Annotated in this window: 31 protein-coding genes; 8 read left to right on the top strand and 23 right to left on the bottom strand. The window is 51.1% G+C overall.

The window, feature by feature from the left end:
• Nucleotides 1-103 precede the first annotated feature (103 nt).
• A complete protein-coding gene (locus FTO68_RS08810) occupies nucleotides 104-499 on the bottom strand; it encodes a histidine kinase N-terminal 7TM domain-containing protein (RefSeq protein ID WP_255333027.1) in 396 nt (131 codons plus the stop codon).
• A gap of 68 nt (nucleotides 500-567) precedes the next feature.
• On the opposite strand from FTO68_RS08810, the gene FTO68_RS08805 reads away from it, so the two are divergent.
• Nucleotides 568-1044, top strand: coding sequence for a hypothetical protein (locus FTO68_RS08805; protein WP_255333026.1), 477 nt, complete (start codon nucleotides 568-570; stop codon nucleotides 1042-1044).
• Here FTO68_RS08805 and FTO68_RS08800 read toward each other — a convergent pair.
• Nucleotides 1041-2291 (bottom strand): hypothetical protein, encoded by a 1251-nt coding sequence (locus tag FTO68_RS08800; RefSeq protein ID WP_255333025.1) that lies wholly within the window; start codon nucleotides 2289-2291, stop codon nucleotides 1041-1043. The genes FTO68_RS08805 and FTO68_RS08800 overlap by 4 nt on opposite strands.
• Nucleotides 2292-2356: 65 nt before the next feature.
• Complete coding sequence (locus tag FTO68_RS08795; RefSeq protein ID WP_255333024.1) at nucleotides 2357-2845, bottom strand: redoxin domain-containing protein; 489 nt, start codon at nucleotides 2843-2845, stop codon at nucleotides 2357-2359.
• Nucleotides 2846-3076: 231 nt separating this feature from the next.
• Between FTO68_RS08795 and FTO68_RS08790 the strand changes: the two genes are divergently transcribed.
• On the top strand, nucleotides 3077-3268 hold the full coding sequence (locus tag FTO68_RS08790) for a hypothetical protein (RefSeq protein WP_255333023.1): 192 nt from the start codon (nucleotides 3077-3079) through the stop codon (nucleotides 3266-3268).
• Between the two features lie 38 nt (nucleotides 3269-3306).
• Here the strand turns inward: FTO68_RS08790 and FTO68_RS08785 are convergent, their stop codons facing one another.
• The 10 genes from FTO68_RS08785 to FTO68_RS08740 form a co-directional block, all read right to left on the bottom strand.
• Complete coding sequence (locus tag FTO68_RS08785; protein WP_255333022.1) at nucleotides 3307-3957, bottom strand: V-type ATP synthase subunit D; 651 nt, start codon at nucleotides 3955-3957, stop codon at nucleotides 3307-3309.
• A gap of 3 nt (nucleotides 3958-3960) precedes the next feature.
• Nucleotides 3961-5355 (bottom strand): V-type ATP synthase subunit B, encoded by a 1395-nt coding sequence (locus FTO68_RS08780; RefSeq protein ID WP_255333021.1) that lies wholly within the window; start codon nucleotides 5353-5355, stop codon nucleotides 3961-3963.
• Complete coding sequence (locus tag FTO68_RS08775) at nucleotides 5356-7101, bottom strand: V-type ATP synthase subunit A (RefSeq protein WP_255333020.1); 1746 nt, start codon at nucleotides 7099-7101, stop codon at nucleotides 5356-5358.
• Entirely contained in the window at nucleotides 7098-7418 is a 321-nt protein-coding gene (locus FTO68_RS08770) for a V-type ATP synthase subunit F (RefSeq protein ID WP_255333019.1), read from the bottom strand. The genes FTO68_RS08775 and FTO68_RS08770 overlap by 4 nt, the downstream gene beginning before the upstream one ends.
• Complete coding sequence (locus tag FTO68_RS08765; protein ID WP_255333018.1) at nucleotides 7411-8472, bottom strand: V-type ATPase subunit; 1062 nt, start codon at nucleotides 8470-8472, stop codon at nucleotides 7411-7413. Before FTO68_RS08765 ends, FTO68_RS08770 begins: the two co-directional genes overlap by 8 nt.
• Nucleotides 8473-8478: 6 nt before the next feature.
• Nucleotides 8479-9057: a V-type ATP synthase subunit E gene (locus tag FTO68_RS08760; protein ID WP_255333017.1), complete on the bottom strand. Its 579-nt coding sequence runs from the start codon at nucleotides 9055-9057 to the stop codon at nucleotides 8479-8481.
• A gap of 107 nt (nucleotides 9058-9164) precedes the next feature.
• A complete protein-coding gene (locus FTO68_RS08755) occupies nucleotides 9165-9374 on the bottom strand; it encodes an ATP synthase subunit C-like protein (RefSeq protein WP_255333016.1) in 210 nt (69 codons plus the stop codon).
• Between the two features lie 173 nt (nucleotides 9375-9547).
• The gene (locus tag FTO68_RS08750) at nucleotides 9548-11482 is read right to left on the bottom strand and encodes a V-type ATP synthase subunit I (protein ID WP_255333015.1); all 1935 of its coding nucleotides are present in this window, start codon (nucleotides 11480-11482) and stop codon (nucleotides 9548-9550) included.
• A gap of 15 nt (nucleotides 11483-11497) precedes the next feature.
• Entirely contained in the window at nucleotides 11498-11821 is a 324-nt protein-coding gene (locus tag FTO68_RS08745) for a V-type ATPase subunit subunit G family protein (RefSeq protein WP_255333014.1), read from the bottom strand.
• Nucleotides 11822-12274: 453 nt separating this feature from the next.
• A complete protein-coding gene (locus tag FTO68_RS08740; protein WP_255333013.1) occupies nucleotides 12275-12613 on the bottom strand; it encodes a hypothetical protein in 339 nt (112 codons plus the stop codon).
• Between the two features lie 206 nt (nucleotides 12614-12819).
• On the opposite strand from FTO68_RS08740, the gene FTO68_RS08735 reads away from it, so the two are divergent.
• From FTO68_RS08735 to FTO68_RS08720, 4 genes are all read left to right on the top strand, one after another.
• Nucleotides 12820-13605: a 4Fe-4S binding protein gene (locus FTO68_RS08735; RefSeq protein ID WP_255333012.1), complete on the top strand. Its 786-nt coding sequence runs from the start codon at nucleotides 12820-12822 to the stop codon at nucleotides 13603-13605.
• A 6-nt stretch (nucleotides 13606-13611) separates the two neighbouring features.
• The gene (locus FTO68_RS08730) at nucleotides 13612-14430 is read left to right on the top strand and encodes an esterase/lipase family protein (RefSeq protein ID WP_255333011.1); all 819 of its coding nucleotides are present in this window, start codon (nucleotides 13612-13614) and stop codon (nucleotides 14428-14430) included.
• 106 nt (nucleotides 14431-14536) lie between these two features.
• Nucleotides 14537-14971 carry an ElaB/YgaM/YqjD family protein gene (locus FTO68_RS08725; RefSeq protein ID WP_255333010.1) on the top strand — a complete coding sequence of 145 codons (435 nt, stop codon included), beginning with the start codon at nucleotides 14537-14539 and terminating at the stop codon, nucleotides 14969-14971.
• 6 nt (nucleotides 14972-14977) lie between these two features.
• Entirely contained in the window at nucleotides 14978-15235 is a 258-nt protein-coding gene (locus tag FTO68_RS08720) for a hypothetical protein (RefSeq protein ID WP_255333009.1), read from the top strand.
• A gap of 1 nt (nucleotide 15236) precedes the next feature.
• On the opposite strand, the gene FTO68_RS08715 is transcribed toward FTO68_RS08720, so the two are convergent.
• The 6 genes from FTO68_RS08715 to cofH all read right to left on the bottom strand — a co-directional run bounded on the left by FTO68_RS08715 (nucleotide 15237) and on the right by cofH (nucleotide 21409).
• Nucleotides 15237-16907, bottom strand: coding sequence for a sensor histidine kinase (locus tag FTO68_RS08715; protein WP_255333008.1), 1671 nt, complete (start codon nucleotides 16905-16907; stop codon nucleotides 15237-15239).
• Nucleotides 16904-17944, bottom strand: coding sequence for a uroporphyrinogen decarboxylase family protein (locus tag FTO68_RS08710; protein WP_255333007.1), 1041 nt, complete (start codon nucleotides 17942-17944; stop codon nucleotides 16904-16906). The genes FTO68_RS08715 and FTO68_RS08710 overlap by 4 nt, the downstream gene beginning before the upstream one ends.
• Entirely contained in the window at nucleotides 17941-18582 is a 642-nt protein-coding gene (locus FTO68_RS08705; protein WP_255333006.1) for a cobalamin B12-binding domain-containing protein, read from the bottom strand. The genes FTO68_RS08710 and FTO68_RS08705 overlap by 4 nt, the downstream gene beginning before the upstream one ends.
• Nucleotides 18583-18738: 156 nt before the next feature.
• On the bottom strand, nucleotides 18739-19947 hold the full coding sequence (hmgA, locus tag FTO68_RS08700) for a hydroxymethylglutaryl-CoA reductase (NADPH) (RefSeq protein WP_255333005.1): 1209 nt from the start codon (nucleotides 19945-19947) through the stop codon (nucleotides 18739-18741).
• Nucleotides 19948-20006: 59 nt separating this feature from the next.
• Nucleotides 20007-20279 carry a hypothetical protein gene (locus FTO68_RS08695; RefSeq protein ID WP_255333004.1) on the bottom strand — a complete coding sequence of 91 codons (273 nt, stop codon included), beginning with the start codon at nucleotides 20277-20279 and terminating at the stop codon, nucleotides 20007-20009.
• A 38-nt stretch (nucleotides 20280-20317) separates the two neighbouring features.
• The gene (gene cofH, locus FTO68_RS08690) at nucleotides 20318-21409 is read right to left on the bottom strand and encodes a 5-amino-6-(D-ribitylamino)uracil--L-tyrosine 4-hydroxyphenyl transferase CofH (RefSeq protein WP_255333003.1); all 1092 of its coding nucleotides are present in this window, start codon (nucleotides 21407-21409) and stop codon (nucleotides 20318-20320) included.
• A gap of 52 nt (nucleotides 21410-21461) precedes the next feature.
• Between cofH and FTO68_RS08685 the strand changes: the two genes are divergently transcribed.
• On the top strand, nucleotides 21462-22373 hold the full coding sequence (locus FTO68_RS08685; protein WP_255333002.1) for a class I SAM-dependent methyltransferase: 912 nt from the start codon (nucleotides 21462-21464) through the stop codon (nucleotides 22371-22373).
• On the opposite strand, the gene FTO68_RS08680 is transcribed toward FTO68_RS08685, so the two are convergent.
• From FTO68_RS08680 to FTO68_RS08665, 4 genes are read right to left on the bottom strand one after another with little or no spacing between them, the layout of a single operon-like run.
• Nucleotides 22370-22759, bottom strand: a complete 390-nt coding sequence (locus FTO68_RS08680) for a Zn-ribbon domain-containing OB-fold protein (protein ID WP_255333001.1) — start codon at nucleotides 22757-22759, stop codon at nucleotides 22370-22372. The genes FTO68_RS08685 and FTO68_RS08680 overlap by 4 nt on opposite strands.
• Before the next feature lie 3 nt (nucleotides 22760-22762).
• A complete protein-coding gene (locus FTO68_RS08675; protein WP_255333000.1) occupies nucleotides 22763-23926 on the bottom strand; it encodes an acetyl-CoA acetyltransferase in 1164 nt (387 codons plus the stop codon).
• On the bottom strand, nucleotides 23923-24972 hold the full coding sequence (locus tag FTO68_RS08670) for a hydroxymethylglutaryl-CoA synthase (protein ID WP_255332999.1): 1050 nt from the start codon (nucleotides 24970-24972) through the stop codon (nucleotides 23923-23925). Before FTO68_RS08670 ends, FTO68_RS08675 begins: the two co-directional genes overlap by 4 nt.
• Nucleotides 24966-25676: a transcriptional regulator gene (locus FTO68_RS08665; RefSeq protein ID WP_255332998.1), complete on the bottom strand. Its 711-nt coding sequence runs from the start codon at nucleotides 25674-25676 to the stop codon at nucleotides 24966-24968. The genes FTO68_RS08670 and FTO68_RS08665 overlap by 7 nt, the downstream gene beginning before the upstream one ends.
• Nucleotides 25677-25859: 183 nt before the next feature.
• Here FTO68_RS08665 and FTO68_RS08660 point away from each other — a divergent pair, with 183 nt between their 5' ends.
• On the top strand, nucleotides 25860-26780 hold the full coding sequence (locus tag FTO68_RS08660) for a chemotaxis protein CheW (RefSeq protein ID WP_255332997.1): 921 nt from the start codon (nucleotides 25860-25862) through the stop codon (nucleotides 26778-26780).
• Nucleotides 26781-26788 lie beyond the last annotated feature (8 nt).

The following is a 26788-nucleotide window of genomic DNA, read 5'->3' as shown; positions in this document are numbered from 1 at the left end:
GCCGGGTAAGAGGGTATATCTCAACTGTGAAGAAGAATGAGGGGTCAGTACTTGCCGCCATCAAAGGAGCATTCAGGAGAGAACCCTTCATGCCCACTGTGGCTTACAGGTATAGCTGACCAGTTACGAACAAAGAGAAGTACTGGTTTGTGGCAACCGCTGATAGAATCAGGAGAGGGGGAACCATCAGAAGGACGAATGCCCGGGGGTTTACATATTGCTCACGCCCGGTATAGGAGAGTGCGAAGAGGAGAAGTGCCGAGATTATCATGTATATGCCCATAATCCCGATAAGGATTGAGATCAGGAATACTCCGGGATCAATCACGAGCAGCTGAAGCACATACATGCCATTTAAGATAATTGTTCCGACGATGACCAGCCTGACCAGTTTTCTTCCCGGTGTAAACGGAATATCTTTTGCCAGATGGAAGAGATACAAGCCGATTGCTATTGTTACAAGATAGATAATCGCAAATGGTGTAAGCTGCAGGATCATCAGACAGATACCCATACATTCTTACAGATAATTAACATATTGCCATCTACAGACAGGAGCTATCACCCATGAGCCTCGAGTATCATGAAATCCAGTATTTCCGGCAGCCATGGATCATCGCACTTATTGCCGGGGTTGCCATCATCACCTGGTACAGCGTCCTTATGACAGAACCAGCAACAGGGCCGGTCCAGATCCTTATCCTCCTCGCTTTCGGTGTGCTCCTCCCCCTCTTCTTTGCGGTACTCAGGCTGGAGACGCACGTATCGGTTGACGGGATCAGCTACCGGATGCCTCCTATCGTTCGAAAAGAACGGATCATCCCCTGGAGCGATCTGGCAGCAGCCGATCTGATCACAATCCGCCCGATCCGCGACTGCGGAGGGTGGGGAATACGCTATTGTAGAGGGGAGGGGATCACCTATATCGTCAGCGGTAATCAGGTGATCCGGTTCAGAAAAATATCCGGGGAGAGGGTGCTCCTTGGCACCCGGCAACCGGAAGAGATGATACAAACGATCAAGATCTATTTTCGGGCAGATTAGCTGAGATCACAGGTAAAATTACCAAAATTGCCAAGAATCTCCTGCAACTCATCACACAGCCGGGCCTGCTCTTCCAGAAGCCTGCCTCTCTCCTCTTCTGCGGATGAAGCAGCTGAACCGGCTCCAGTTGCTTCTTTCTTCATTCGATCCAGTTCCATTAGAAGCCGTTTCTCTTCAATTACAACAGGATCCGAATCTGCTTCTTCCTGCACCCGGCAAAGCTCAGCTTCAAGGCGCCAGTACTCATCAGACACCATCTTCATCATCACCGGAAGGTTTCCATCACCAAAGAGCTGCTGCTCCTCCCGGTTCTTCAACTGGAGTTCACCTGATGTGATCAGGGATCTGATCGTCCCAAGTGCCGGTTCGAAATCAATTGCACATTCTTTATACGGCACCTGTCTTTCCAAGAGATCCAGAAGTGGTTTGAGGGTATCAATCGGGGACTTATGATGTTTCAGGAGTTTTTCTGCCCGCCGGATCACACCCGCAGCAGGGGCTCTCACCTGTGCATAGCTCTGAAGTGCAACCTCAAGATCCCGTTTTGCAGAGGAGACCTTCTCCTTCACAGCAACAGTGCTGATGCCTGCGAGTTCCTCTTCAGCACTCTCAATATCCTTGATAATGGATGCTTCCCTCTCCTGACCGGACTGTGACCGATCCTCTGCCTCCCCCACAAGCCGACCAATCTCTTCAAGCCTCTGGTACCGGGATCTGATTTCTTTTATCTGATCTTTCTCCTTTGTCCCGGCAGCCAGGGCAGCCGTCATATCGTTTACTGCCCGCCCCATCTCTTTGATGATCCGGCGCATCTGAGGCATCTCCTCTTTATAGACAAGATGGAGATATTTTCCAGGCCCTTTTGCAGCTGCAATCACTCCTTTGAGAATATCCGTAGAGACCCCATAGTATGCCTCAGGATCACCGGAGGGCTTTTTCTCGATTGCCTGTCGGAGTGAACGGACGGTCTGGGGCCGGGCGGTCTTTAAGACAGACTTTACCTTCGGATGGAGCATGATCTCATCTTCAAGGCCCGCAGGCTCTTCCTCAAATACAGGGATGAGATCCTCCAGAGTTGCAAGCGCAATTTCAAACTCTGCCATCGGAGCCTTGAACTTCTCTGCAATCCGGGAGACAACCTCATTCTCCCGTTCATCAAGCCAGGAAGGAAGGCTTAAGAATCGGATCACCTCCGCTTCAGGGGGCTCATCCGGGCGGCCGAGGAAGGCACGCAATTTTGAGAACATGATATACTGAGTCAGGTGTATGGGGTTATAGTGTTTCTGATGACCCCTGAAGAGAGTTGGAACCTTTAATCAGATTCCAGGAACGCAATGATCTCTCCAATATCAGGGACACTATGCACAGGATAGACCTTGCTGAATATGACAGCCTGATCCACATCTACAATGACATTTGCCCGCTCACAGAATCCATTTCCCTCCCGGAAGAGCCCGTAAAGCCTTGAAACAAAACCATGCGGCCAGAAATCACAAAGAAGGGGAGTACTGGTAATTCCAAGGCTCTTTGCCCATGCCCTCTTACAGGGGACAGAATCAACACTGATCCCAACGGCAACCGTATTGTGGGATGAGAATGTTTCTCGATTCTCTTCAAGCGAGAGCATCTGGACCGCACATTTATCTGTCCATGCGAGCGGATGGAATGAAAGAAGAACCCGTTTATGATGGTGTTCAAGGAGGCTGAAGGTCTCATCCGATTGATCCTTTAATGAGAATGTCGCGGCGAGATCGCCAGGCCTGACCATTCTGGGCTGGGGAATTTGAGCATGATGATACATTGTTCTCGCATTATCACAGGAGATGATAAGCATTGCGGGAAGAGGATAGGAAACGTTGCATCAGGAGACGAGAGAATCGACTATTGAAACCACGGCACCGTTTTTTTTGCCACCATTGACAGGGTATGGGCAATTCAGAATCATTTAATTTTTACAGGATAAATTAAATATAAATACACCAAGCGCTATTACACCATAGCCAGTGATGGCAAACATAAGGAGGTGACCGCTATGAATGAACGATCGTCCGGTGGGTGTTCAGACAAGGCATCAAGCACCATCGACAAACTGAGGACTCAGGCACTTGCCCGATGCCGGGATCGGATCGATGAAGCCCTCAAGCGGCCAAAAGGGAGGAAACCAAAACCCTGTAACCCCTCATATGGCATCACATCTGTGTTGCGGAACCAGCACGGGCTCTGAATAGAGAGGCATAGAGAACCGGGGAGTTAAGCTGGCTCTTATGCTTCTGCCTTCTCTGCCTCTTTCCTGCGGTTTATTATCTTCTTTACTTTCTTTAAACGGAAGAGATCTTCACGTTCACGCTCTTCTATGGCGATCTTGATCTCCTTTGCCATCTCTTTGAGTTCAGGTATCACAACCTGCTCAAGGGCATTCACTCTCCTCCGGTTCATCTGGATCTCCTCCCCAAGCCTCCTGAGTGATGTCTCGGTCTCGGCAAGAGCGATGATTAAATCCAGTTCACGTTCAAACTTCTCGGCAACCTCATCGATTCTGCCGGAGACACCAAGCACACTATAGCCCCTCTCAAACGTCCCTTTTGAGATCACCTTCTTTTCGAGGACGGGCACCGGCACACCCATGATATTCTTACCAGAAATATCGAGATATACGCCCCTGCGTGTAGCAAGGGCAGCAGAACGGACAGCAACGGAATCGTCAACTGCCACAGCAAGATGGAGTGAATGGCGTGCAGAGGCATCAATCGCCTCAAGCTCAAAGCGGGAATCCGACACATCTCTCATGATCAGAAAGAATTCCTGAATCAGGGCATCCATCTTCTGCCGGAGGAGATCTTTTCCCTGTTCTGCAAGCTTGATCTGGTTTTTCACCCTGATAAGCTCCATTCGTGTCGGCTTGGCCTGCTCCACTCCTCACGCCTCCTGGTATCCGGGATGATATTTCTCAATATAGCCCACATCGATCCGTTTGAGCTCCTCTTCAGGAAGCATGGCAAGAAGGTTCCAGCCAATTTCAAGGGTCCTTTCAATCCCGCGGTTCTCATCGGCCTGTGATATGAACGTTTTTTCAAACTCATCTGCAAGCTTGAGGTACTTCCTGTCCAGTTCGGTCAGTGCCTCCTCACCAACGATCGCCACCAGACGCCTGAGATCACGCCCATAGGCATAGGACGCATAAAGCTGATCGGCAACATTCCTGTGATCTTCCCTCGTCTTCCCCTCGCCGATACCGGAGTTCATCAGTCTTGATAAGCAGGGAAGCACATCAATCGGAGGATCTCCACCTCTCCTGAAGAGATCCCGTGACAGCACAATCTGTCCTTCGGTGATATATCCGGTCAGATCGGGAACAGGATGAGTGATGTCGTCATCTGGCATCGTCAGGATGGGGATCTGGGTGATTGAACCTCTCTTCCCTTTGATCTTCCCGGCACGCTCATAGATCGTCGAGAGATCAGTATACATGTACCCCGGATATCCCCGTCTCCCCGGAACCTCCTCGCGGGCAGTTGAAATCTCCCTGAGAGCCTCGCAATAGTTGATCATATCCGTAAGGATCACCAGCACATGGTGGTTGAGGGAATAAGCAAGATATTCTGCAACCGTAAGGGCACATCGCGGCGTTGTCAGGCGTTCGATGGTCGGATCATCGGTTAAGTTCATGAAGAAGACCACCCTCCCAAGAGCCCCTGATTTCTCAAACGATCTGGTGAAGAAGGAGGCTTCCCTGAAGGTGATCCCCATTGCAGCAAAGACCACCGAGAACTGCTCTCCCTCTCCAAGGACCCTTGCCTGCCTGCCGATCTGGGCAGCAAGCTTGTTTGCAGGAAGACCGGCTCCGGAAAATATCGGAAGTTTCTGGCCCCTCACAAGCGTATTCAGGCCATCAATTGCGGACATCCCTGTCTGGATAAAATCCTCGGGCTTATCCCGTGCAACGGGGTTGATCGGCATTCCATTCACATCAACCTCCATCTCCTCGATGATATCCGGACCCCCGTCACGGGGCTTGCCGATCCCGTTGAAGGTTCGACCCAGGATATCGGGGGAGAGCTTCATCATGAGAGGCCTGCCGGTAAACGCCACCCTTGTTGATCTATTATCTATCCCGGTTGTTCCCTCAAACACCTGGACAACCGCTATATCCCTTGAGATCTCAAGAACCCGCCCGGATCTCTCCTCGCCATTTGGCAGATAGATCCTGACAATCTCATCATATGAGACGTGCTTTGCATTACTGATGAATATCAGGGGACCTGCCACATTGCTGATCGTCTTATATTCCCGACTAACAAGGACAGCTGTCATTTAGTCCTCCTCCATGAGGGATGTAAAATCACTGGCAATGGTGTCGATATGCCCTTTGACCATTTCGGCATTCCGGAGCTCCTTCATACGCCCGATCGATCTCTTCACCGGCAGCTGCATGATCGAGTCGATCCCAATACCTCTGTTCATCGCCCTCTTTGCAATTTCATGGAAGCTAAGAATCACCTTCAGCATCCAGTACTGCTTATCAAGCGAACAGAACGAATCGATCTCATGAAAAGCACTCTGCTGAAGGAAATCCTCCCGAATCATCCGGGAGATCTCAAGGATGAGCTTCTCGCTGTCAGGGAGAGCATCAGGACCGACGAGCTGGACGATCTCCTGCAGTTCGACCTCCTTCTGGAGGAGATAGATCGCCTCCTCCCGAAGATCCTTCCAGTCCTCTGCAACCTCCTTCCCATACCAGTCCTCCAGACTCTCAAGGTAGAGAGAATAGCTTTTGATCCAGTTGACAGAGGGGAAATGCCGCCGGTATGCAAGAGCAGTATCAAGCGCCCAGAATGTCCCGGCAACGCGAAGCGTATTCTGGGTGATCGGCTCAGAGAAGTCACCGCCAGGGGGGGAGACCGCCCCGATGATGGTGATTGAGCCGATCCGCTCATCATCCCCATAGCAGACAACACGGCCGGCCCGTTCATAGAATGCAGCAAGCCGGGTGGCAAGATATGCGGGATAACCCTCTTCGCCGGGCATCTCTTCAAGCCTCCCTGAAATCTCACGGAGGGCTTCTCCCCATCGTGATGTCGAATCTGCCATCAATGCGACATCATAGCCCATATCCCGGTAATACTCGGCTATCGTGATACCGGTATAAATCGATGCTTCACGGGCGGCAACCGGCATATTCGATGTATTGGCGATTAGAACCGTTCTCTCGATAAGGGGCAGGCCGGTACGGGGATCAATCAGTTCGGGGAACTCATACAACACATCAGTCATCTCGTTACCCCGTTCCCCGCATCCGATATAGACGACGATCTGTGTATCTGACCATTTAGCAAGGGTCTGTTCCGCAACCGTCTTCCCGGTACCAAAACCTCCAGGAATCATTGCAGTCCCGCCTTTGGCAACAGGGAACATACAATCAAAGATCCGCTGCCCGGTGATGAGGAGCGTATCCGGATCCATCTTCTTCTGATATGGCCGGGGTTTCCGGGCCGGCCAGAGCTGCATCATCGCAATACAGGTTCCATCATCAAGTGTGCAGATCGGATCTGTCACCGAAAAGTCACCTTCATATATCTCTTTGATCTTCCCGGATACAGATGGTGGAACCATAATCCGGTGCTCGATATGGAACTCTGGAACAAAACCGATCAGATCGCCCTCCTTCACAGTGTCTCCCACAGAAACCGCGGGAGTAAAACTCCATTTTCTGGAGAGATCAAGGCCCGGGGGAAATACTCCACGGGATATGAAATCGCCGCTCATCTTGAAGAGGGTCGGCAGAGGACGCTGGATACCATCATAGATTGATGAAAGAAGGCCGGGACCAAGTGCGACAGAGAACTGTGTTCCTGTGCTCTCTACCTTCTCACCCACCATCAGTCCGGATGTATCCTCATATACCTGAATAACCGCCTCATCCTTATCCAGCCGGATGATCTCACCAAATAATGCATCAGTCCCAACCCTGACCACCTCATACATCATCGATCCTCTCAGCCCCTCAGCGGTTACAACCGGTCCGGAAATTCGTGAAATATTGCCTGTCGTCACGATCATCGCCTCACAACAATATTATAGCCAATCGCTCTCCTCAGAAGACGATCGATATAGTTCTCCCTATCCGATTGTTTCTTCGCTGAAGGGATCGGAATGATGATCGGCCGATACGACCGTTCTATCCGTTCCATAATCCTGTGATCAAGTTTCTCGATGAAATCTTCATTCATCGCAATAACTCCGGTATCATCGCGATGGAGCAGCTTTATGACGAGTTTTTCAGCCTCATCGGGGGTTTCAAGCTCGATCACTTCAACACCTGCCATACGGAATCCGGGGGCAGTTTCAGGATCGGTGACCACCATACATTTATACATACGTCATCACTCTCCTCATGTCCGCCTCAGGAACCAGGCCCATTATCGATCGGGCAATAATCCGTATATTCGTCACTTCATTCTGCTTAGCCCAGATATACCCGACCGGGATGGCAATACTCAGCGGATCCTTAAGGAAGCTGCTACATCCTTTTTTTATCATAAACCGTTCGAGTTCACGTTCAAGAACAGAGATCCGCTCGAAGACGAGATCTTCCCTGCCCACCCCTGCAAGAAATGCATATGGTGTCTGGATCAGCTCCTTTACGATATCTTCAATGGATCGTGCAGCCAGCATCTGGACGAGCTGATCGAATGAGAGATATTTTCCTCCTTTAATCAGGTAATCGCCTGGCTCTTCAACATATATTTTGTCCCTGACCACCCGCAATACCATTCTGATATTCGCAACATCGATCTCTGTTTTCAGGAGATCCAGGACAATACCCTTGCTGTAATTGTCGTCCCCTGTTAAGGCTGAGCGGGCATTCTCAAAGTAAAAGCGGTCAAGGGCAAATTCGAGGATCGCAAGATCCCGCCTCTCGAGATACTCCTGTAACTTCCGGGTGAGGGGACGTGCATACTCGATCCTCCAGGTAGCCAGAAGATCGATGACAGCCCTGATATCAGGCTGCTGGGAGAGCTCAATCAGGGCAGCATAATCCAGCTCTCCGGCAGGAACAAGGTTCTCCTGAATTTCATCATGATGTGCATTGATCTTTTTTCCACGCAGTATCGTCTTGATATTCTGCAGATCCCAGCGGTTTAAGATAATCCTGATAGATATCTTCTCTTCCTCTTCCCGGAAGAAACGAAGGATCTTCCTGAATGTGTAGACGAGATCCCGACGCAATGCTGTCTCAATCCGGATTATTCCGGTATGCTCGATGCCTGCCTTCTGGAGCTCGGTTCTATATGCTGTTTCTTCAAGCGCAGTAATGAGGGCATCAATATCTGGTTTATTTATAAGTTCATCAAGTGCCTGTTGGCCAAGGAGTCGGCTCTTCATAGCCCTGAGCCGGGCATTTGCATGTGAGTAATCCATCTCATCCATGAAACCTCATCCTCCATCCAGGATCGAAAAGATCTCTTTCCTGAGCACTTCCCTCGATCTCTTTAAACGGGTTTCTATGGTATTCTTCGCTATGACTGATTCATCGGTTGTACTGGCAATGACACCACCCATAGACTCGATGTCGGCAACGATTGTATGGCGTTGGTTCAGATCTTTGAGTATTCCCGTGCAGAGTGCTTCATCCCGGCAATCAACATGGAGATGCGCAGATGCGCCATCCAGCTCTGCCAGTGCCTCAAGGATGCTGAATTTCAGGAAATCTTCATAATGGGGCCGATCCCTGAATGCTACAAGTTCTTCTTCGGCCCGACAAAATGTCTCCTCAAAGATCTCTTCCTTTATCTGCAATAGTTCAAGTCTGGCTTTTTCTCGTGCTGCAACAATAGCTGTCCGCTCAACAGCAGCCAAATTCTTCCAGTACTCGGGATAATGCTGTTTCAATTTCAGACCTTCTGCTTGCGCTTCCTCAACAATACGGCGTGCCTGTTCTGCTGCATGCTCCCGGATGCTCTGGATCTCCTCCTGAGCTGATTCCTCGACTGCCTGTATCAGTTCTTCAGTCATCTGCCACTCCATCCATCATTCAATAATTTTTGATTTTCCTGCAGGAGAACAATCCCCGATGACTCCGGTTGCCCGGGGCCTTTTGTGGATCTGCTTCTCGTGCCGGATTACATGATCAGGATCATTGCAGCAATGACGAACCCAAAGATAGCAAGTGTCTCAGGAATTGCAAGCAATATAAGCATATAGCCGAAAAGCTCAGGCTTTTCAGCAACTGTCCCTGCTCCTGCTGCACCGATCCTCGACATTGCGATCCCAGCACCAAGTGCCCCAAGACCAAATGCAATGCCAGCCCCGATTGGCATACCAAAGTCCATAGTTCCTCTCAACTCCTCAATTTACCCGGATGTGCGTTTATTCAACATATCAACTCATTTTCTGCACCAACAACGTATATGGGATCTGATCACATACGAGGGATATCACCAGACTGGGTGGTGCATCTGCCATGTATCTCACTACCACTGAACAATCCCTTCATATCATGGAATCAACCCCGGCCGCCCTTCCCAAAGGGACTATACACTTTTCCTCCACCTTCAGAGAACTTGGGGGCAAACTCAACAATATGAAGCCTGAATGAATGGAGTGACGCAACAAACATCTTCAACAGGACATTCATCAGGTGAATTAATGCAGCGACAATCACCCCGACCACAGCCACTTCCATCATCCCTCCAACCTGGTTGGCGATCAGTGCAAGAATCACTGATGCAGTTCCTATTGCCATAATACGTGCATAGGAGAGGACATTGGAGATGATACTGATGACTTCAATACTGGCGATCACCCCCCCGCCATAGATGATTAAGGCAAGGGCTATCGTCAGCATCACAAGCCCCGGATACATCAGAATTTCCGGAACAATCTGTATCGTTGCCCCAAGAAGGATAAGGATGCTGAAGATGACAATGATCATCCCTGCTTTTTCACATATATGTTTCCTGCATTCGCAGACGTACTTCGTACATCGCATCTTGGTCCACTGGTTGATGATACCAAGGCAGAGACCAAAGATGATATGAAATACCCCGATTGCAATTGACAGAACGAGCATCGGGATCAGGGCATCAAGCCGGTGCCAGGTGACACCCATAATCTCAAGCGGGTGCAACCAGCCCATATGCTCTCCAAAATCTCCGAAGAACTCCCCGAATATAAAGCCGAATATGATCGTTGGAAACGAGGCGATGATCATCAGGTTCATGAGAGGGCGTATCCAGTCGAACCGTTCGCCAAACATCTTCTTAAGCACAAGCGCCAATCCCAGAATAATAAAACCATACGCAATATCCCCAACGATCAGCCCGAAGAAGAGCGGGAAGAAGACGGCAAAGATTGGAGTGGGATCGATCTCGCGGTACTTCGGATGAGAGATGACGCTCAGGAGATATTCAAATGGCTTGAGAATCGCAGGGTTATCATAGAATGTCGGGGCTTCATCCATCATCTCGGGGGTTGCTTGCAGCTCATTAATAACGACCGAATTACCATATAACTCATACAGCGCCTGCTTTGTGGAGGCCAGAAATTTCTTTGGAATCCAGCCGAGCATCACAAAAGTGTAGTCGGTCTGCCCGAATTTGTTGAAGACCTTGATCTCTTCATGCCTATCTTTTAAGAAGCGGGCAAGTGCAGCAACCTCATCCTGCCAGCTTCGGGAGAGCTCCATGAGTTCCTTTTCGATCTCCTGAACTTCTTTCATCGCTGCAACTCTTCTCTCTTCATTGAGAACAAGGATCTCATTCAGCGGACGGTTTAAGTATTCAGGAGGAAGCCTGAGTTCGTTAACATTCTGTGAATAAAGAAGACTATGGACTTCAGCCGAATATTTTCTATTAAAGACGACGACTGTTGCGATATTCTCTTCATCGATAGGAGCTGAGATTAACTCGCACTGGTTCTTTGTGATCAGGGTTAGTTTCTCCTTGATCACCTCAAGGATTCCTTCAAACTCTCCCTGAATCAGGATGATCGTGATCTCAAATCCTTCGAGAACAGGAATCTGACCTTCGATCGGCAGGATCTTCTCAATGACAGTCTGGTACCGTGAGAGGTTAGCAATAGTAAACTCCAGATCGGTCTTTCGGGTGATGAGATTTCGTGTTGTCGCCTCAAGTTCATCTATGACCACCTGTGCCCGGCCAAGTACTGATTCCTGACCCTCTTTGCCCAGGGTTTGAATAATTTTCTTTTGACGGTTTATATCCGGAGGTTGTTTTGGGAGAAGAAGCGCAATTCCTTCGATCTTTGAGAGGCTTGCAGCGATCGCATCCGCTTCTTTTGCTACGACTTTTTGAAGAATGATCCCCCCCTGATCATGGCTCCGTGAGGCATCCTCCAGATGGATGGTTCCAGCCTGGTAGAGAGTATCAACAATAGAATCGAGATCCTTTATCGGACCAATGACCTGAACTTTAACCATCCTCTGAAGCATCGCCTACGACCCTGCCCCTACATGTTCAATAATTGTATCAACCGCTTTTGGTACATTTTTCTCCCATTTCGTCCGGATTGTTATCTCCTCTTCCCGCCTCCAATTCCTGATATCAGCAATATCTTTGTTTATCACCTCGATTTCCTTTTCAAAGTAATTCCTGCCTTCCTCTTCGCCTTCATCGATAGATCTTCCAATAATCGCTTCGGCCTCTTTTTTAGCATCTTCGATCAGGACTGCTGCATCAGATCGCGCCTGCTCGATTTGAACATTCATCTCGAGTTCTTTCTTCCGGATTGCCTGCAATAGCGATTGTTCCGATACCATACCTCACCATTTTTTTAATTGAGTCGTGTCTACCCGACCTGACACCAGCTGAGAGCCGGGATTGCCGCCTCCGGTCAGGCGGACTCGGTTCTTACCCACCCAATGCAACCCTGCCCTCTAACCCCTGAAAACCGGATGCTGGCAGGCAGCTCTTTGCCCTCCGAAAATCAGGGTCGAATCGGGCTGAGTGGGAGTTTTATCGTGATGGTTACCTCCATTTTCCGGCGGCAACAGCCATCGGAAATCAAAGGTGTAATGGCAATGTAAGTATTTATAACTTCCCTGAAAAGCCATTCTGAAGAGCAAACCTTGTTTTAAAAATCCAACATAAAGCGGAAAGTGCGAAATAGAACGCGCAATTGAAATCCACGAAAACGTATTTTTTTCAAAAAAGTAGAGATTCGATTCTAAATTTCTTTGCGCAAGATTATTTGACGTTTTTAATAGAATATATCAGGCATCTGATGTTGTACGCCCACATATCTCACTAAGTTGATTCAGTGCCTCTTTCTTTGGGAGCGTACCATTCTTCACGGAATAGCCCATTCGAACAATCGACAGGATATCATTCAATGTCAGCCGGGAGAAGGAGTAGCGTTTCCAGGTCTCCCGATCAACCTCTAACCAGAGTTCCTCAATCATCAGGCGCAGCGACCCGACGTCCTCCTCGGAGATGTCATTCCATTTTCTTCCCTGTGCAGTGCGCATGATTGCCATTGCTCCATCGACACTCTGCTGCTGCTTGAGCTGGAATACCCTCCTCCCAACCTCATCTCTTTTCACATCCGGCATGCATGGTAGTGTATCGCACGGGTATAAGAGGATTGGCACCAGGGGCAATCCCTACCCAATGACGTCTATCACACCACTCCCAGAACACAAGCCATGTAGCTATAGAGCTGACTGATCCCTTTGAAATCACCTCTACCAAATGATCTCACTGATATAAAATGATCCCAGACCAAATCTATTTCGTCTTTCATCGATGAATTATTACTATGTATGGTGCCAATTTCGATCCGCTGCTCCTCATCGGTCTGGTATACGCGGTCACCCTCTCAATTGTCTCGGCTTACCTCTGGACAAGCGGACGATTCTCTGCGAGAATGCGGTACCTGCTTCTCATCATCACCATCATTCTCGGATTTGCCACCTTCTCTCCGATGATCCCACATCAGTTCCAGTCGTTAATCGAGCGCCTTGCAGACGGACAGCATATCGGCACAATACTCTTTTCAGGCATAATCGGACTGGGCATTTTAACACTCCTTGCTGCGCTCTTTGGCCGCCAGTTCTGCGGGTACCTCTGCCCGATCGGAGCTGTACAGGAAGCTGCCTACACTATCCCGACAAAAAAGATTCTCGTACAACAGAAAGGCATTCTGAGTGTGATACGTGCCCTCTTCCTTGTTGCTATAATTGGAGGACCATTTCTGTTTGGTATTGCACTCCTCGATTATTTCGGCTTCCCGGACTTCTTTAAGCTCACGTTCTCGACAGGGACTCTAGTCTTTATCGTAATCCTTCTCATAGCAATCCCGATCTATCGCCCGTTCTGCAGAATCATCTGCCCGATGGGGGCAATCCTCCAGATAGGCACGTTGCCGGCCATCTATAGAATCAGGAGAACAGATGCCTGCATTGAATGCGGGAGATGCGAGAGAGCATGCCCGACAAACGAGGCAAAAGCAGGTGACAATAAAGGTGAATGCTACCTCTGCCGACGTTGCATCGAAGTCTGCCCAAAAGATGGGGCGCTTGTGTACGGACGAAAGAGGGTTTGATAGTCCATGCACGATACCCCCCACCCGGTTCTCCTGATCCATGGATGGAACAGCCATCCCGGAATCTGGAAGAGGATGATTGCCGGACTCGAAGCTGCAGGAATACCTGTATGGAACTTCAGCTATGCGGAAAATCCCGATCCTCATCCGGTATCAGTAGCAGAGGATCTCCATGATTTCATCGAGGATATGCGGAGGAAGAACCGATACCGTGGAAAGATAGATATCATCACTCATTCCATGGGGACCCATATCACCCGCTTCCTCCTCGAGGTCCAGGATGGAAAGGAAAAAGCTGAGCAGGTGAGGCAGTTCATCGGAATCGGACCACCGAATAATGGCTCATCAATGGCTGAACTTTTCTGTGATCCGGCCTACGGGGAGGAGATGATCCGATTGCTTGAAGGCATATTTGTTCCTCACGGCTACGAACCTGAAGATGACAGCCTTGTACAGGAAGTCCGCCCCGGCAGTATCACCATGGCGACATTGAGATCTGCCGGACTGAGGGACGATATCCGGTACCGGTGTATACTCAGCCGGAACATAACCCGGACAGAAACATTTTTTCCGATACTCGGCGGCAGGACATGGATCTTTAACGAAGATGGATCGTGGGATACAACATGGGATGGAGACGGGGTGATCCCACATTCGGACTCGATCATGCCAGGTATCCAACCGGAGATCATTCCACTGGATTCCTCGCTCTTTTTAAACTGTCCACACCAGTTCTGCCACAGCAGCCTGCCAAAAAATCCCGAAGTGATCCGATGCGCCATTGGGTATCTGACCGGGAAGAAGAACGGGAACGGGTCGTTCTGATATAACCAGATGCCAGATCTCTTCCATGCAGACATATTTATACTTCGAGTTTCTACAGACACCTGTTGAAAGGCATGAATTCCATGCCGTTTGAGGAGAGGCTATCATGACCACGAAAAAGGAAGCAGAAGAGAAGGTTGCTGAAACGGCAACAGAAATGGAAGAGAAAGCCCAGAAAGAGTTTGAAGAACTGAAGAAAGAAGCTGCAGCAGCCATGGAAGAGGCGGCAAAAAAGCTGAAGAATGCCCGGAGCAAAATTGAGGGCGAGGAACTGGAAGCTCTTGTGAAGGATATGGAAGAAACCCTGCAGAGCCTCCTCCCTGAGAAGGTGCCGGATACCGCAGAAGTACAGGAGACTGTCAAAGCGGTGATTCATGATGCTGAAGAGACGATAAAAACCCTCGCAGAGAAAGAAGCCGAGGTGATGCAGGAGAAGGTCGAGACTGTCGAGAGTTTCGTTGCCGATCACCCGATCGCCTCGATCACCATCGCTGCGGGGGCAGGGTTTCTGGTCGGCCTGATCGCAGCAAAACTCAGGTAAGCCGGTATGAAAGACAAAACCAGGATAATAAAGAAACAGAAGGGCGCCTCCCGGGATCACCTATCTTGCGTCAGAAGGCACCCGATTCCTGCCCTCTTCTTCACATTCCTGGGAGGAATGGGAATCGGCGCCTTTATGGCGAATAAAATCATGAAGGGAAGAGAGCAGAGAGCAGAGACAAAACAAGGGGGGATCGCACCACTTATTATGACACTTGTCACCCCGTACATTCTTCGCCGCATCCTCCGGATGATAACCGGATGATTTAAAAGTCAGCAGGAGGCATCCTTCCCCTCCTCCAGCGGCCGGAAGGCACTCTTATACGAAACTCAGCCCCTGTACCGGCTATCCCTGTTTCAGCAATGGTGATTCCGGTGATCGAGAGAATTTCTGATACCAGGTAGAGGCCAAAACCATGACCTCTTCCAAATGCCGGCCTGAATATTGATTCCTTCTTGTTATCCGGAACCCCTGGTCCGTCATCGGAAACACAAATCACGAGATCACCGGAATCCTCCAGAGCCCGAAACCGGAGATTACTTGCAGAAGCTGCATGGAAAACGGCATTCTGGCAGAGGTTATGTACCACCTTGTCGAGCATCGGATCCGCAAAAATTTCCAGACCAGACAGTTCATTCTCAAGACGAAGAGACGACACCTTCAGGATATCCGGGGCTATGGAATCAATATATAACCCAATATCCTGCCACGAAGGTAATTGTACACCCATATCCTGATAGTCACGGGTAAACTCAATCTTATGCTGGATTGCACACACCCGATCATCGAGCTGCCTGAAATAGGTCTTCACCTCGTCAGACATAGGAAAATCCGAGGCGAGATCAATGTATGCGGAAGCAACCATAATATCATTGAGTATATCATGTCGTGTGATCGCTGTGAGAATGTTGAGCTTCTTATTTGCCAGGGAAAGGGCTTCCTGAACCTCTTTTCTTGCGGAAATCTCCTGATCCTTCTCTGCGTTTGCATCAAGGAGCCGCTGGTATGTCCGGGCATTTTTAATCGCAAGGCCAAGAACCGGAAGGAGGACGTCAGCAGTATTCCTGTATCCATCGAGAAACTCGGGATGTGCGAAGTGATCAATCTGGAACCAAAGGAGCACCTCACCTCCATATGCAACCGGCAAAAGAAGACCCGATGCCCCTTCTTCGTAAAGAGTATCAGAATGTTTGATGACAGAGGGTGAGAAGAGGAGTCTGAAGAGGTGATCGATCCGTCTGATCACCTCTTTTTCAGTGGCTGCGGCTGCAATATCCTTCAGAAGATCAAATGCCATCGTGTAATCCGCAACCTGCTCCTCAAGTCCTTTCAATTGCCCCATTTTCCTTTCCCTGAGGGCAACCAACTCAAGCGAGGCGAGTGTCTCCCGGAGCCTGGCTGAGAAGAGATCCAGATCAACAGGCACAATGGCGAGGGACACAGAGAGCCGATCCGCCAGCTCCCTGGCACCGGTATCGGCGGTACCATTATCACGGGTCCTGAGATGAACGATCCGTGAAATCCCTGTATCGGGGAGATGTTTTTCTTCACCCGGAGAGGATATCTGGCAGGGGAATGATGAGCGATACCTCCCTGCAAACCCCGAGGAGATCATATAAACACCCGGCCCGGAGAGTGAACGGAGTTCATGTTTCGAAAGGAACATTTCCGGAGATCTGAGATGGGCAGAGAAACCGATCTCAGGCACAGGAAAAGAGCAGCCGCAGCTCAGGACACAGACCTGATCGACTTCTGCTGAGAGATTCGCATATGCCTCTCCAAACGCTTTGTTCCACTCAGGGAGCGGCAGGCTGCAATGAGGATCAAAGAAGATCGCCCTGATATTCTCATACGCTGAGCCCCGAAGGGCAGACCGAACCTCATCATCAAGGTTCCTGCAGGCAAGGATGCCAACAAGGCCGTCCTTCTCCTTCATGCGATCGGGTATCTCCCATATGTTCTGGCGGCGTCAGCAATTGTCATGATGACAGAATCCCCAACCTGCCAGGGAATTTCCCCGTGATTATCAGAGAGAATGAAGCCTCCACCGGGACCAGCCTTTGACACAGCCTCCCGGACCCGGGCTTCTGCCTCCTTCCCGGACCATCGCCTCATCGATACGCCATCCAGATTTCCGATAAGTGCCATCTTCCCGGCAAATGTATCCTTTAAAAGACTGAGATCTTCGAGTGCCGAAACACCAAGGGCAACTGCTCCGGAATCTATCAGATCTTCAGCAATCGCAAGGCAGCGGCCTGAAGCAAGGTGATAAGCAACCCCACCCTTGATCGTCCGAATGACCTCGCGGGCGATCCGACATCCTGTCTTTCTCGCAATATCAGGAGGAATAATCGTCGGAGAGGTGACCGGATCAAAGTAGACGACCGCGGTTGCACCGGCTTCAATCTGGAGGTTCGCCCATGTGGTACAGAAATTGCAATTCACCTCCATCAGGTCCCGGAAGAGGGGATCATCCCTGAGGAGGAGATCAAGATACCGTGAGAAGCCAAGCTGCATGACAGGAAGCGAAAACGGGGAGATCGCAACACCGGCAACCGGAACAGAATCGCCATACCGTTCTGCCAGGATCCGGGTTGCCACGAGCATGCGTTGAAGCGGAGGGCAGTCTGCCGGATCAGGCACATCAAGAGAGCTAATCATCCTGAGATCCCGGATGGGCGGGGCTCCGGCATTTGGCGGACCGTTCTCAAAGAACCGGACACTCCCCCCAAACGCCTCAACTTCTGCTGCCCCGTAACAGAAGCCGGTCAGGCAGTCGTTGCCATACTTCTTCATAAGAAGCTCCTGGCCTTTGACCACATGTTCCACCTTCTGATAATAATCACGGATTGATAACCCAAGCTCACGGGCCCCGTGCATCGTGAGGTTTAAAAAGAGCGGTACCCGATCCGGCTCTTTATGGGAGAGAGCAGTGAGTGTCCGCTCAAGCGGGGTCATCTCATCTCCGCTCATTTAACCCCTCCTTCCAGAAGACCGACAGCTTCTGCCGCATCATGGGCAAAGGCATCCGCCCCGACCTCTTTCCAGAGCAGATCATCAAAGAGGAAGGGAGCACCGCCGACGATCACCCGGACGGGTATTCCATCCTCATGGATTCCATCCATCAGGTGCCGCACCTCAAGTGCTGCACGGAGCATCAGGGTGGAAACAAAGAGCACCTCTATTCCATCCCGCTTTACCAGTTCGAGGAGCTCGGGAACAGTAATCCCGGCACCATAGTCCTCCACGCAATAACCAGAGGCATGGAGGGCAGCAAGGACGGTCTCCTTGCCGAGGGTATGAAAATCCTCCAGAACGGCAATCGCGATCCTTGGCTGATCTTCCCGTATCCCTGACATGGGAAGCGGCAGGCTGCGGATATATTCCTCGCAGATCCTGCCGCTCACGTAGATCTGGGAGAGGGCGGCATCCCCCAGAGCCCATTGCTCTCCAATTGACCTGAGTGCAGGCTCAATCAGGGTGGAGATGCAGGCATATGGATCAGCAGGGTTGCATGATCCCACCAGTATCTCCCTGGCTCCTTTGGAATCTGAACTGAGGAGGGCAGATTCAAGTGCCTGTACCGAAGACGCATTGCCTCCGTTCTTCATAGCTCTTTCAATGCGATTTGGTTACGATAAAGGTTTGGAGAGGGGAAGAGGGGAGGGATCTATCAGTTTCTATCAATGTGTATCACATTGATAGGTGTGATCACCATTCCTGGGAGATTCAGGGATATTGGGGAGAATAGAGATGTATAACTTTATTCACCCTCTCCCAAGCTCCTTATGCGCCCGTGCGAGATGCTGTGCCGCCAGTGCCCCGAGAAGCGAAAGCTCACCTGCAAGCACACCAGCCGCCACAATCTCGGCAAAAGCCTTTGCATTGGCACCGGGCGGATCCCCGCTGCCTGCGACCCTGAGAAGAGAGAGGCAGGCGGCCTGGGTTGCAATGCCGGTGCCGCCGCCGACGGTTCCTACCTGCACTGCGGGAAGCGTCACCGCCACATAGACACCGCCCTCCATCAGGTCAGCTGTTGTAATGCAGGACGAGCCCTCCACCACATGAGCCGGATCCTGGCCGCAGGCGATATAGAGAGCGGCGATGATATTTGCTGCATGGGCATTGAACCCAAGTGCCCCCGCACGGGCTGAGCCGACCAGATTCTTCCGCATATTCACCTCGGCAAGTGATGCAGAATCGCACTTGAACACCTCTTTGCAGAGGGCATCGGGAAGGAAGACCCCGGCTGTCACGGTCTTACCCCGCCCTTCAACGAGATTGATCGCAGCAGGTTTTTTGTCAGCACACATATTCCCGGAGAGTGCAACCAGCCGGGCACCGGTCTCCTCTGCGATGTAGTCTGCTGCCTTCTGCGATGCGATCGTCACCATATTCATCCCCATCGCATCTTTGGTATCAAACTCAAACCTCAGGAAGACGCTGGTTCCGACGATATAGGGGACAAGCCCGATCAGCTCGCCATGTGAGGTTGTCGATTCTGCAATCTCCTGGATCTCCATCAGGTGATCTTCGGCAAACGCCGCCACCTCATGGGCATGAGCAACAGATCCAGCAGCAAAGACCGGAGCACGGGTCATCCCGTCACGGAGGATCCGGACTTCTGCCCCCCCTGCTTTTGCAATCGCAGAACAGCCCCGGTTCACCGAGGCAACCAGCGCCCCCTCGGTTGTTGCAAGCGGGAGCCACACAATCGTATCAGCATACTCCCCCTTCACCGGAACCGGTCCCGCCACCCCGACCGGCACCTGCACACAGCCGATCATATTTTCACAGTTCCTTGCAACAATTCGGTCAATCGGGATCGAATATGATGACAGAGGAGAGAGATCAGATCCCGTCTCCTCCTCAATATACTCCCTTCGGAGTGTTACTGCGTCGTCTGGTGGAAGCACCTTCTCAAGAGCGTACAGCTTCAGGCGTCCTTCCCTCAGATCCGATCGATACTGATCCATGATCAGTCTTTCTCATCCAGGGCAATGTAGCTTTTGAAGAGGAGACATAAAGGAAGAGATCACCGTTCCCGCTCAACCCGCTTCACTTCCAATGTGATCTGCCCCCCCATCTTTCGGGAATGGTACTTCACTATCCTCTCCCACCGCATCCGATCCTTCTTCTTCAGCATCCGAAGCCACAGGGTGAGGGGACGATCTCGTTTACTCCGCCTGCAATCCAGACATACCGGAAGTTTTTTTCCCCTTTCAGCACCCGCTGTGGAAGAACCCTTTGGATCGGTTCCGGCAGCTGAAAGATACCTGCCACAGTATACACAGGTTGCATATCCCATAATAAAAAGTTAAAGAACGCCGGTTCCTATATAGCTTATCAGATCAGCTGATACAGCGTTGTCCGCTCCCTCAAAGGACGGCCGAGATCTTCTGCCATCCGCCGCATCACGGACGGATCGAGGAAATCTGTCTGGACAGCCCCGGCACTCTTTGAGATCGACTCCTCATACACCGTCCCTCCGAGATCGTTCGCACCGGCAAGGAGCAGAAGCTGCGCCATCTTCTGCCCAAGCTTCACCCATGAAACCTGGATATTTTTGATATTATCAAGAAATAACCGTGATACCGCATGCATCAGGATATCTTCCCTGCCGGTGGCACCGGCACGCGCAAGCCCCTTCTTGTAGATCGGGGTCTGCTGGTGGATGAATGACAGCGGTACAAACTCGGTGAAACCAGACGTTTCATCCTGTATATCCCTTATAATAGCGAGATGGCGGGCGCGATCGGCATCTGATTCAATATGCCCGTACATGATAGTTGCCGTCGTCGGAATACCCATCCTATGGGCTTCGGAGATGATACGCACCCATTCGGCAGTTGGTATCTTGCCAGGACAGATCCTGTCACGGACAGAATCAACCAGGATCTCAGCGGCAGTTCCGCAGAGAGAAGAAAGGCCTGATTCTTTCAGCTCTTTTAAGACATATTCGGTCGGAATACCGCTCTGGCGGGCCGCATATGCCACCTCCATCGGGTTTCCTGCATGAATATGGACGCCCGGAGCACCGTCCCGGATTGCTGTAATTATCCCGGCATACTGGTCGGCATCATAGGCGGGGTGAAGACCGGAGACTGAACAGATCTCGGTGATATGATGCTTCTTTTGCGCTTCTTCGGCCTTCAACCGGACAATCTCAAGCGAATGCTCATATGCATCCGGATCTCCCGGCTTTCTCGAAAAACCACAAAAACCGCAGGAATTTATACAGATATTCGTCACATTGATATTCTGGTTCCTGACAAACGTTACAGCATCCCCAACAGCAATCTCCCGTGCTTCATCAGCGGCTTGTGCGATCCTGAGCAGATCCCTGCCGGTTGCAGAAAGGAGGACAGCCGCATCCTGTTCCGTCATCCGCACGCCATGAGCTACATCCCGGAGTATCTCCGGCACACCCTTTCCCATACAGAGTGATTAACCAGACACCAATAAGAAGTACCCGCACCATCCTGTACTGATGATCGAGGGATGGGCCGTCAGGGTACAAAAAGTTGAAGGTGAGAGAAGACGGCAGGAGCTGATCGCAGGCGATGCACTGGATCGCACGCTTCATCCAAGAGCTGAGGGATCAGATCTTTTAATCCCGGTTACGGGTTCGCCGCCCGGAACAGAGCGCGCCCTCTTTGAGGAGATTCAGGTACCTCCTACCCTGCCCAGGCACGAACAGGTCGGTGGGATCGCAATTATGCAGGAGAATGATGTATCAGGAGCAGAAGAGATCCTGAAAGGACGTCCATCCACCCATACGGTACTCTGTTCTGAAGGTGCAGTCAAGGGAGAATTCCGGACAAAGTCATTCACCACCCTGGCAGGTATTCCCACCACCCGTACGACCATCTCGGAATATGGCCACCGGCTCATAATTGATCTCTCCCTCGCATATTTCTCATCCCGCCTCGCCACCGAAAGACAGCGGATTCATTCATACATAGCTGAGGGCGAAGTTATCTGCGATATGTTCTGCGGCGTGGGGCCGTTTCCGATCGCCCTTTCGGACAGGGCATCATGGATCCTTGCCTGCGACAAGAATCCTGCCGCAATCCACCTCCTGCGGGAGAATCTTTTGGCAAACAATACCGGAAATGTCCTCCCGATGCTCGGAGACGCCAGCCATCTTGGAGAGCTCTTCCCGGATACATTTGATCGCGTCCTGATGAACCTCCCCCTGATTGCAATAGATTTTCTCCCAATCGCCGATCAGATAACAAAACCTGGGGCCACCATCCACCTCTATGCACTTCAGGAGCAGGAGGGAGAATATATTGATCAGATCAGATCGATCATTCTGGAGAGTACCATAACCGAGCGGTACCTCAGGTCGTATTCAGCAGGGAAATGGCATGCGGTCTATGATATAAAAAAGGATTAAGCCGGGACGAATTTTGTCCCGTAATGAATAATACCCGAAGGCCCGTCTTCAGCAATCACCCGAAAGACCGATTTTACCGGCATCCCAAAGGATATCTCAGAGGGAGCACAGATCACCTGCGAGGTGAGACGGCACCCGTCTTCCAGCTCGATGATTGCAAGAACATACGGTGTCTGGTTCGAAAACTGGTCGCTTGCCGTTCTGATCACCGTATAGGTAATAACTTTCCCCCGGCCGGAACAGTGATGATCAACGATTCTGCCGTCCCTCCGGCAATCCGGGCAGAGAGAGCGGGGCGGGAAGAAGACCGTTCCGCAGGTCTCGCATCTCGTTCCAATCAGGTTATATCTCTGGGGGATCTTCCTCCAGAAACGTGCTACTGTCATTCTTTACACCCTCCTCAGGAGATGGCAGACGACTGTAGCGCCGGAACCGCCGACATTCTGGGTCATCCCGATCTCAGCTCCGTCAACCTGCCGCTTCCCGGCCTCTCCACGAAGCTGGGTGACAACCTCCCAGACCTGTTTCAGCCCTGTCGCACCAACCGGATGTCCACACGCTTTCAGACCGCCTGAGGTATTCACCGGCAGATCACCGCCGATATACGTCTGCCCCTCTTCATAGAGCATACCTGCCTCGCCTTTCTTCACAAAGCCGAGATCTTCAACAGCACAGATCTCCGCTATCGTGAAGCAGTCGTGGACTTCAATGAGATCGATATCCTTCCGATCAACACGTGCCCGTTCAAAGACCCGTTTCCCGGCGGCAACCGATGCATCAAGGGTCGAGATATCCCGCCTGTCATGGAGGGCAATTGTGTCGCTCGCCTGTGCGGTGCCGATCACGGCAACCGGGGCATCAGTAAATTCGCGCGCCATTTCAAGCGGTGCAACAACAACCGCCGCACTTCCGTCAGAGACCGGGGAGCAGTCAAAGAGCCTGAGCGGATCAGCAACGAGTGTTGATCTGAGGACGGTATCGATGGTAATCTCATTCTGGAACTGCGAGATCGGATTCATCGACCCATGGTAATGGTTCTTGACCGCAACACTCGCAAGCTGTTCCCGCGTGAGGGGATAGCGGTGCATATAATCGGTTGCAATCATCGCATACAGCCCTGGGAACGTTGCCCCTGCAAACCCTTCCCATTCGCGATCAGCGGCTGCTGCAAGGACATCGGTCGAGTCTCCTGCATCGGTCATCTTCTCAACACCCGCAGCAACGACTATGTCTTCCATCCCTGATGCAACCGCAAGAACAGCCTGCCGGAAGGCGAGCCCTCCTGAAGCACATGCGGCCTCGACCCGTGTCGCCGGAGTATGGCCTGCACGGGTAAGTCCGGCATAATCTGCGATTAATGCCCCGATATGCTCCTGTTCAACAAATCTGCCTGCACTCATATTGCCGACATACAGTGCATCGATTGATTCGCCATCAATCCCGGCATCCTCGATTGCGAGGGTCCCTGCCTCAACAAAGAGTTCGCGGAACGAGGTATCCCAGCGCTCGCCAAACTTCGTGCAGCCGATTCCGATTACTGCCACATCTCTCATTCTTGCATCACTATCTTCCCTTTGTGTCTGGCATACAATGCATAATCGAGATACCTGATATTCTTCTGAAGCTCCACAACACTAGGGGCCTTCGAACGATCTATTGCCGTATTCATTGCATCTGTCACTGTGATATCAAAGGCATCTGATCCCGAGCCCGAGCCGTAGCTACAGACAAAGATCCGATCTCCGGGTTGCGCAATATCCAGTGTTGCCGCCAGTCCGACCGGAGATGCGCCGGAGTATGTGTTTCCAACAGTCGGGACAACAAGCCCCGGCAGGTACTGCTCCTTTTTAAACCCGAGGATCTGGGCTGCACGGGTTGGGAACTTCGCATTCGGCTGGTGGAAGATGGCATAATCATATTCTGCAGGACATGTGCCTTCCTTCTCAAAGAGGAGGCGGCTTGCACCGAGTACATGCTTGAAGTACCCGGGATCGCCTGAGAAGCGGCCACCATGCCGGGGATAGTCCTGCCCTTCGCGTCGCCAGAAATCAGGGGTATCGCTCGTATACGAATGGGTGGCATTGATCTCTGCGATCGGATCGTCGTTACCAATAAGGAATGCAGCTCCACCGGCAGCTGCGGTATATTCCAGTGCATCTCCGGGTGCGCCCTGTGCAATATCCGCTCCTATTGCAAGGCCGTACCGTATCATACCAGATCCGACAAGACCCATGCAGGTTTGTATTGCCGCAGTTCCAGCTTTGCAGGCGAACTCGTAGTCAGCCGCCGTCATGACAGGCGTTGCTCCGATGGCTTCACCAACGGTCACCGCTGTTGGTTTTACCGCATAAGGGTGAGATTCGGATCCGACATAGACCGCCCCGATATCATCAGGATTAATTTTCCTGCGTGCAAGTGCAGAACGAGCCGCCTCAACCGAGATTGTTGCCGTGTTCTCATCGAGATCCGGAACCGACTTCTCAAAGACCCCGAGGCCTCCTGAGATCTCGGCTGGATTTGCACCCCATACGCGGGCAATCTCCTCGACTTTTACCCGAAACCGGGGAATATATGCCCCGTAGGTGATTATGCCTACCATTTCTGTTTCCTCAGTTTTGTTATGATTTCCTTTACCGAATCTTCTGTCGAGAAGACACAGATCCGGTCACGCTCAGCCAGCTTTTTTACAAGGGGATGCACCATGTCATGGCTTATTCCCTGGAGAATCACACAGGGGGGCTTGAACGGTGTGACGCGGATCGCAACCATCGGTGATTTTCCACTTGACACATCCGTGAAGATTAAGGCCCGCTCCGTGCTCCATCCGTAGATCCTGTTGAACTCATTTGGAGAGAGGGTCAGGATCGCGTTTACGCTGTTGACAACTGTATAGCCGACAACACTGTGATCGGCATCCCCGCAGATGATACGGCCGTTGATCAGATCAGCGATTTCAACCATCGGGACCGCATCGGAGAAGTCATGGAGATCATAGATGACATCCTCATCGAGATTGGAGAAGAGCATCTTTGAGTACTTCTCAACACATGATCCGCCATTTGACTCATCGATTGCAAAGAGGCTGTCAACAATCTTTCCGACGACTGCGGTGCCAGGGCTTTTGCGCCTTCCGCTCTCATAATCGCTGATCACCGAAGGAGAGAAGCCTAGATGCTCGGCAAGGATTCCCGGCGAAATTTTGAAGCATGTCCGCCATTTCTTCAGTGCCTTGCCGGGCATATCCGAGAGCGTGATCTCCCCCGCAATCTTTTCTGCAAGCTGCTGGCGATGTCCGGATTTCACCTGTATTGCTATGGTTTTGTTATAGATATATCTAACGAACAAAAGTTCGACATTTCACGAAGTCCGGATATCCGGGAAAATTATCCGGTTACAAACAGAAAATCTCCCCGGGGATGTTATCACCCTTGAAACATATCCCACAACAGTTATCTCTTCCTCAGACAAGATACCTTTTTATCTGCCATGACAGACCATATCCGCTTCTGTGAACAGGGGAACAAGTATGCCCTCCCGCTTAGCATCATCAGATCCACCATAAAGATGGTCACCATTGATGAAGAGGCCGGAGGAGTGATCAATTTTCATGGGAGGCAGATCCCTGTGTTCGCACTTGATCTCAATCCCGGAACTCCGCGGATGATCAAGGCATCAGACTGCCTGATCATCACCTCCATGAAAGAGGGGGCAATCGCCCTCTGTGCCGATGCAATCGAAGGAATAAAGGCAGTAAAACCTACGGTTCCGGGTGAAAGTACAGGCACGACAATTGCAGAGGATGAAACAATCATCATCGATGAACTCTCTCTTGTGCCGCTCTCATGTTCAATCCAGGTCCCGGCAGACAGAGAGACACAGACGATCCTCGAGCACCGCGCACAGGCAATTGCTCCACCTGATGAGGCGGATGAACAGATCACCTATCCGGAGATACTCAGGTTCTCTCTGGGGTATGTCGAGTATGCTATCGAGATGCAGTATGTCCGGGAGGTGATACTGACCGGAGACATTACCCCGGTTCCCGGAATCCCCCCATTCATCACCGGGATATCGGTTGTCAGGGGAAGGATCATCTCCCTTGTTGATCTCAGGAAGTTCTTCCGGATGCCTGAAACTGGATTGACTGACTTCAACCGGGTGATCATCCTCTCAGACGGCAGGATGATATTCGGCCTGCTTGTCGATCGGATCAGGGGGACATCACACCTGAAAAAACCTTTCTCACCACCAACAACCGAGACAAAAATCCCCAAAAGCCACCTAATCGGTATAACAGGCGATCTGATCGTCATTGACGGAAAAGCCCTCCTTACTGACGAGTCGATGGTTGTCAACGAACAGGATAATACAGCAAACATTCAGATTAACACATACCCGGAACAGTGATCCGGGAG

This window comes from Methanocalculus taiwanensis, assembly GCF_024372745.1.
Classification (GTDB): domain Archaea; phylum Halobacteriota; class Methanomicrobia; order Methanomicrobiales; family Methanocorpusculaceae; genus Methanocalculus; species Methanocalculus taiwanensis.
The sequence above is the reverse complement of the archived record's forward strand: the minus strand, read 5'-3'. Positions and strand labels throughout refer to the sequence as shown.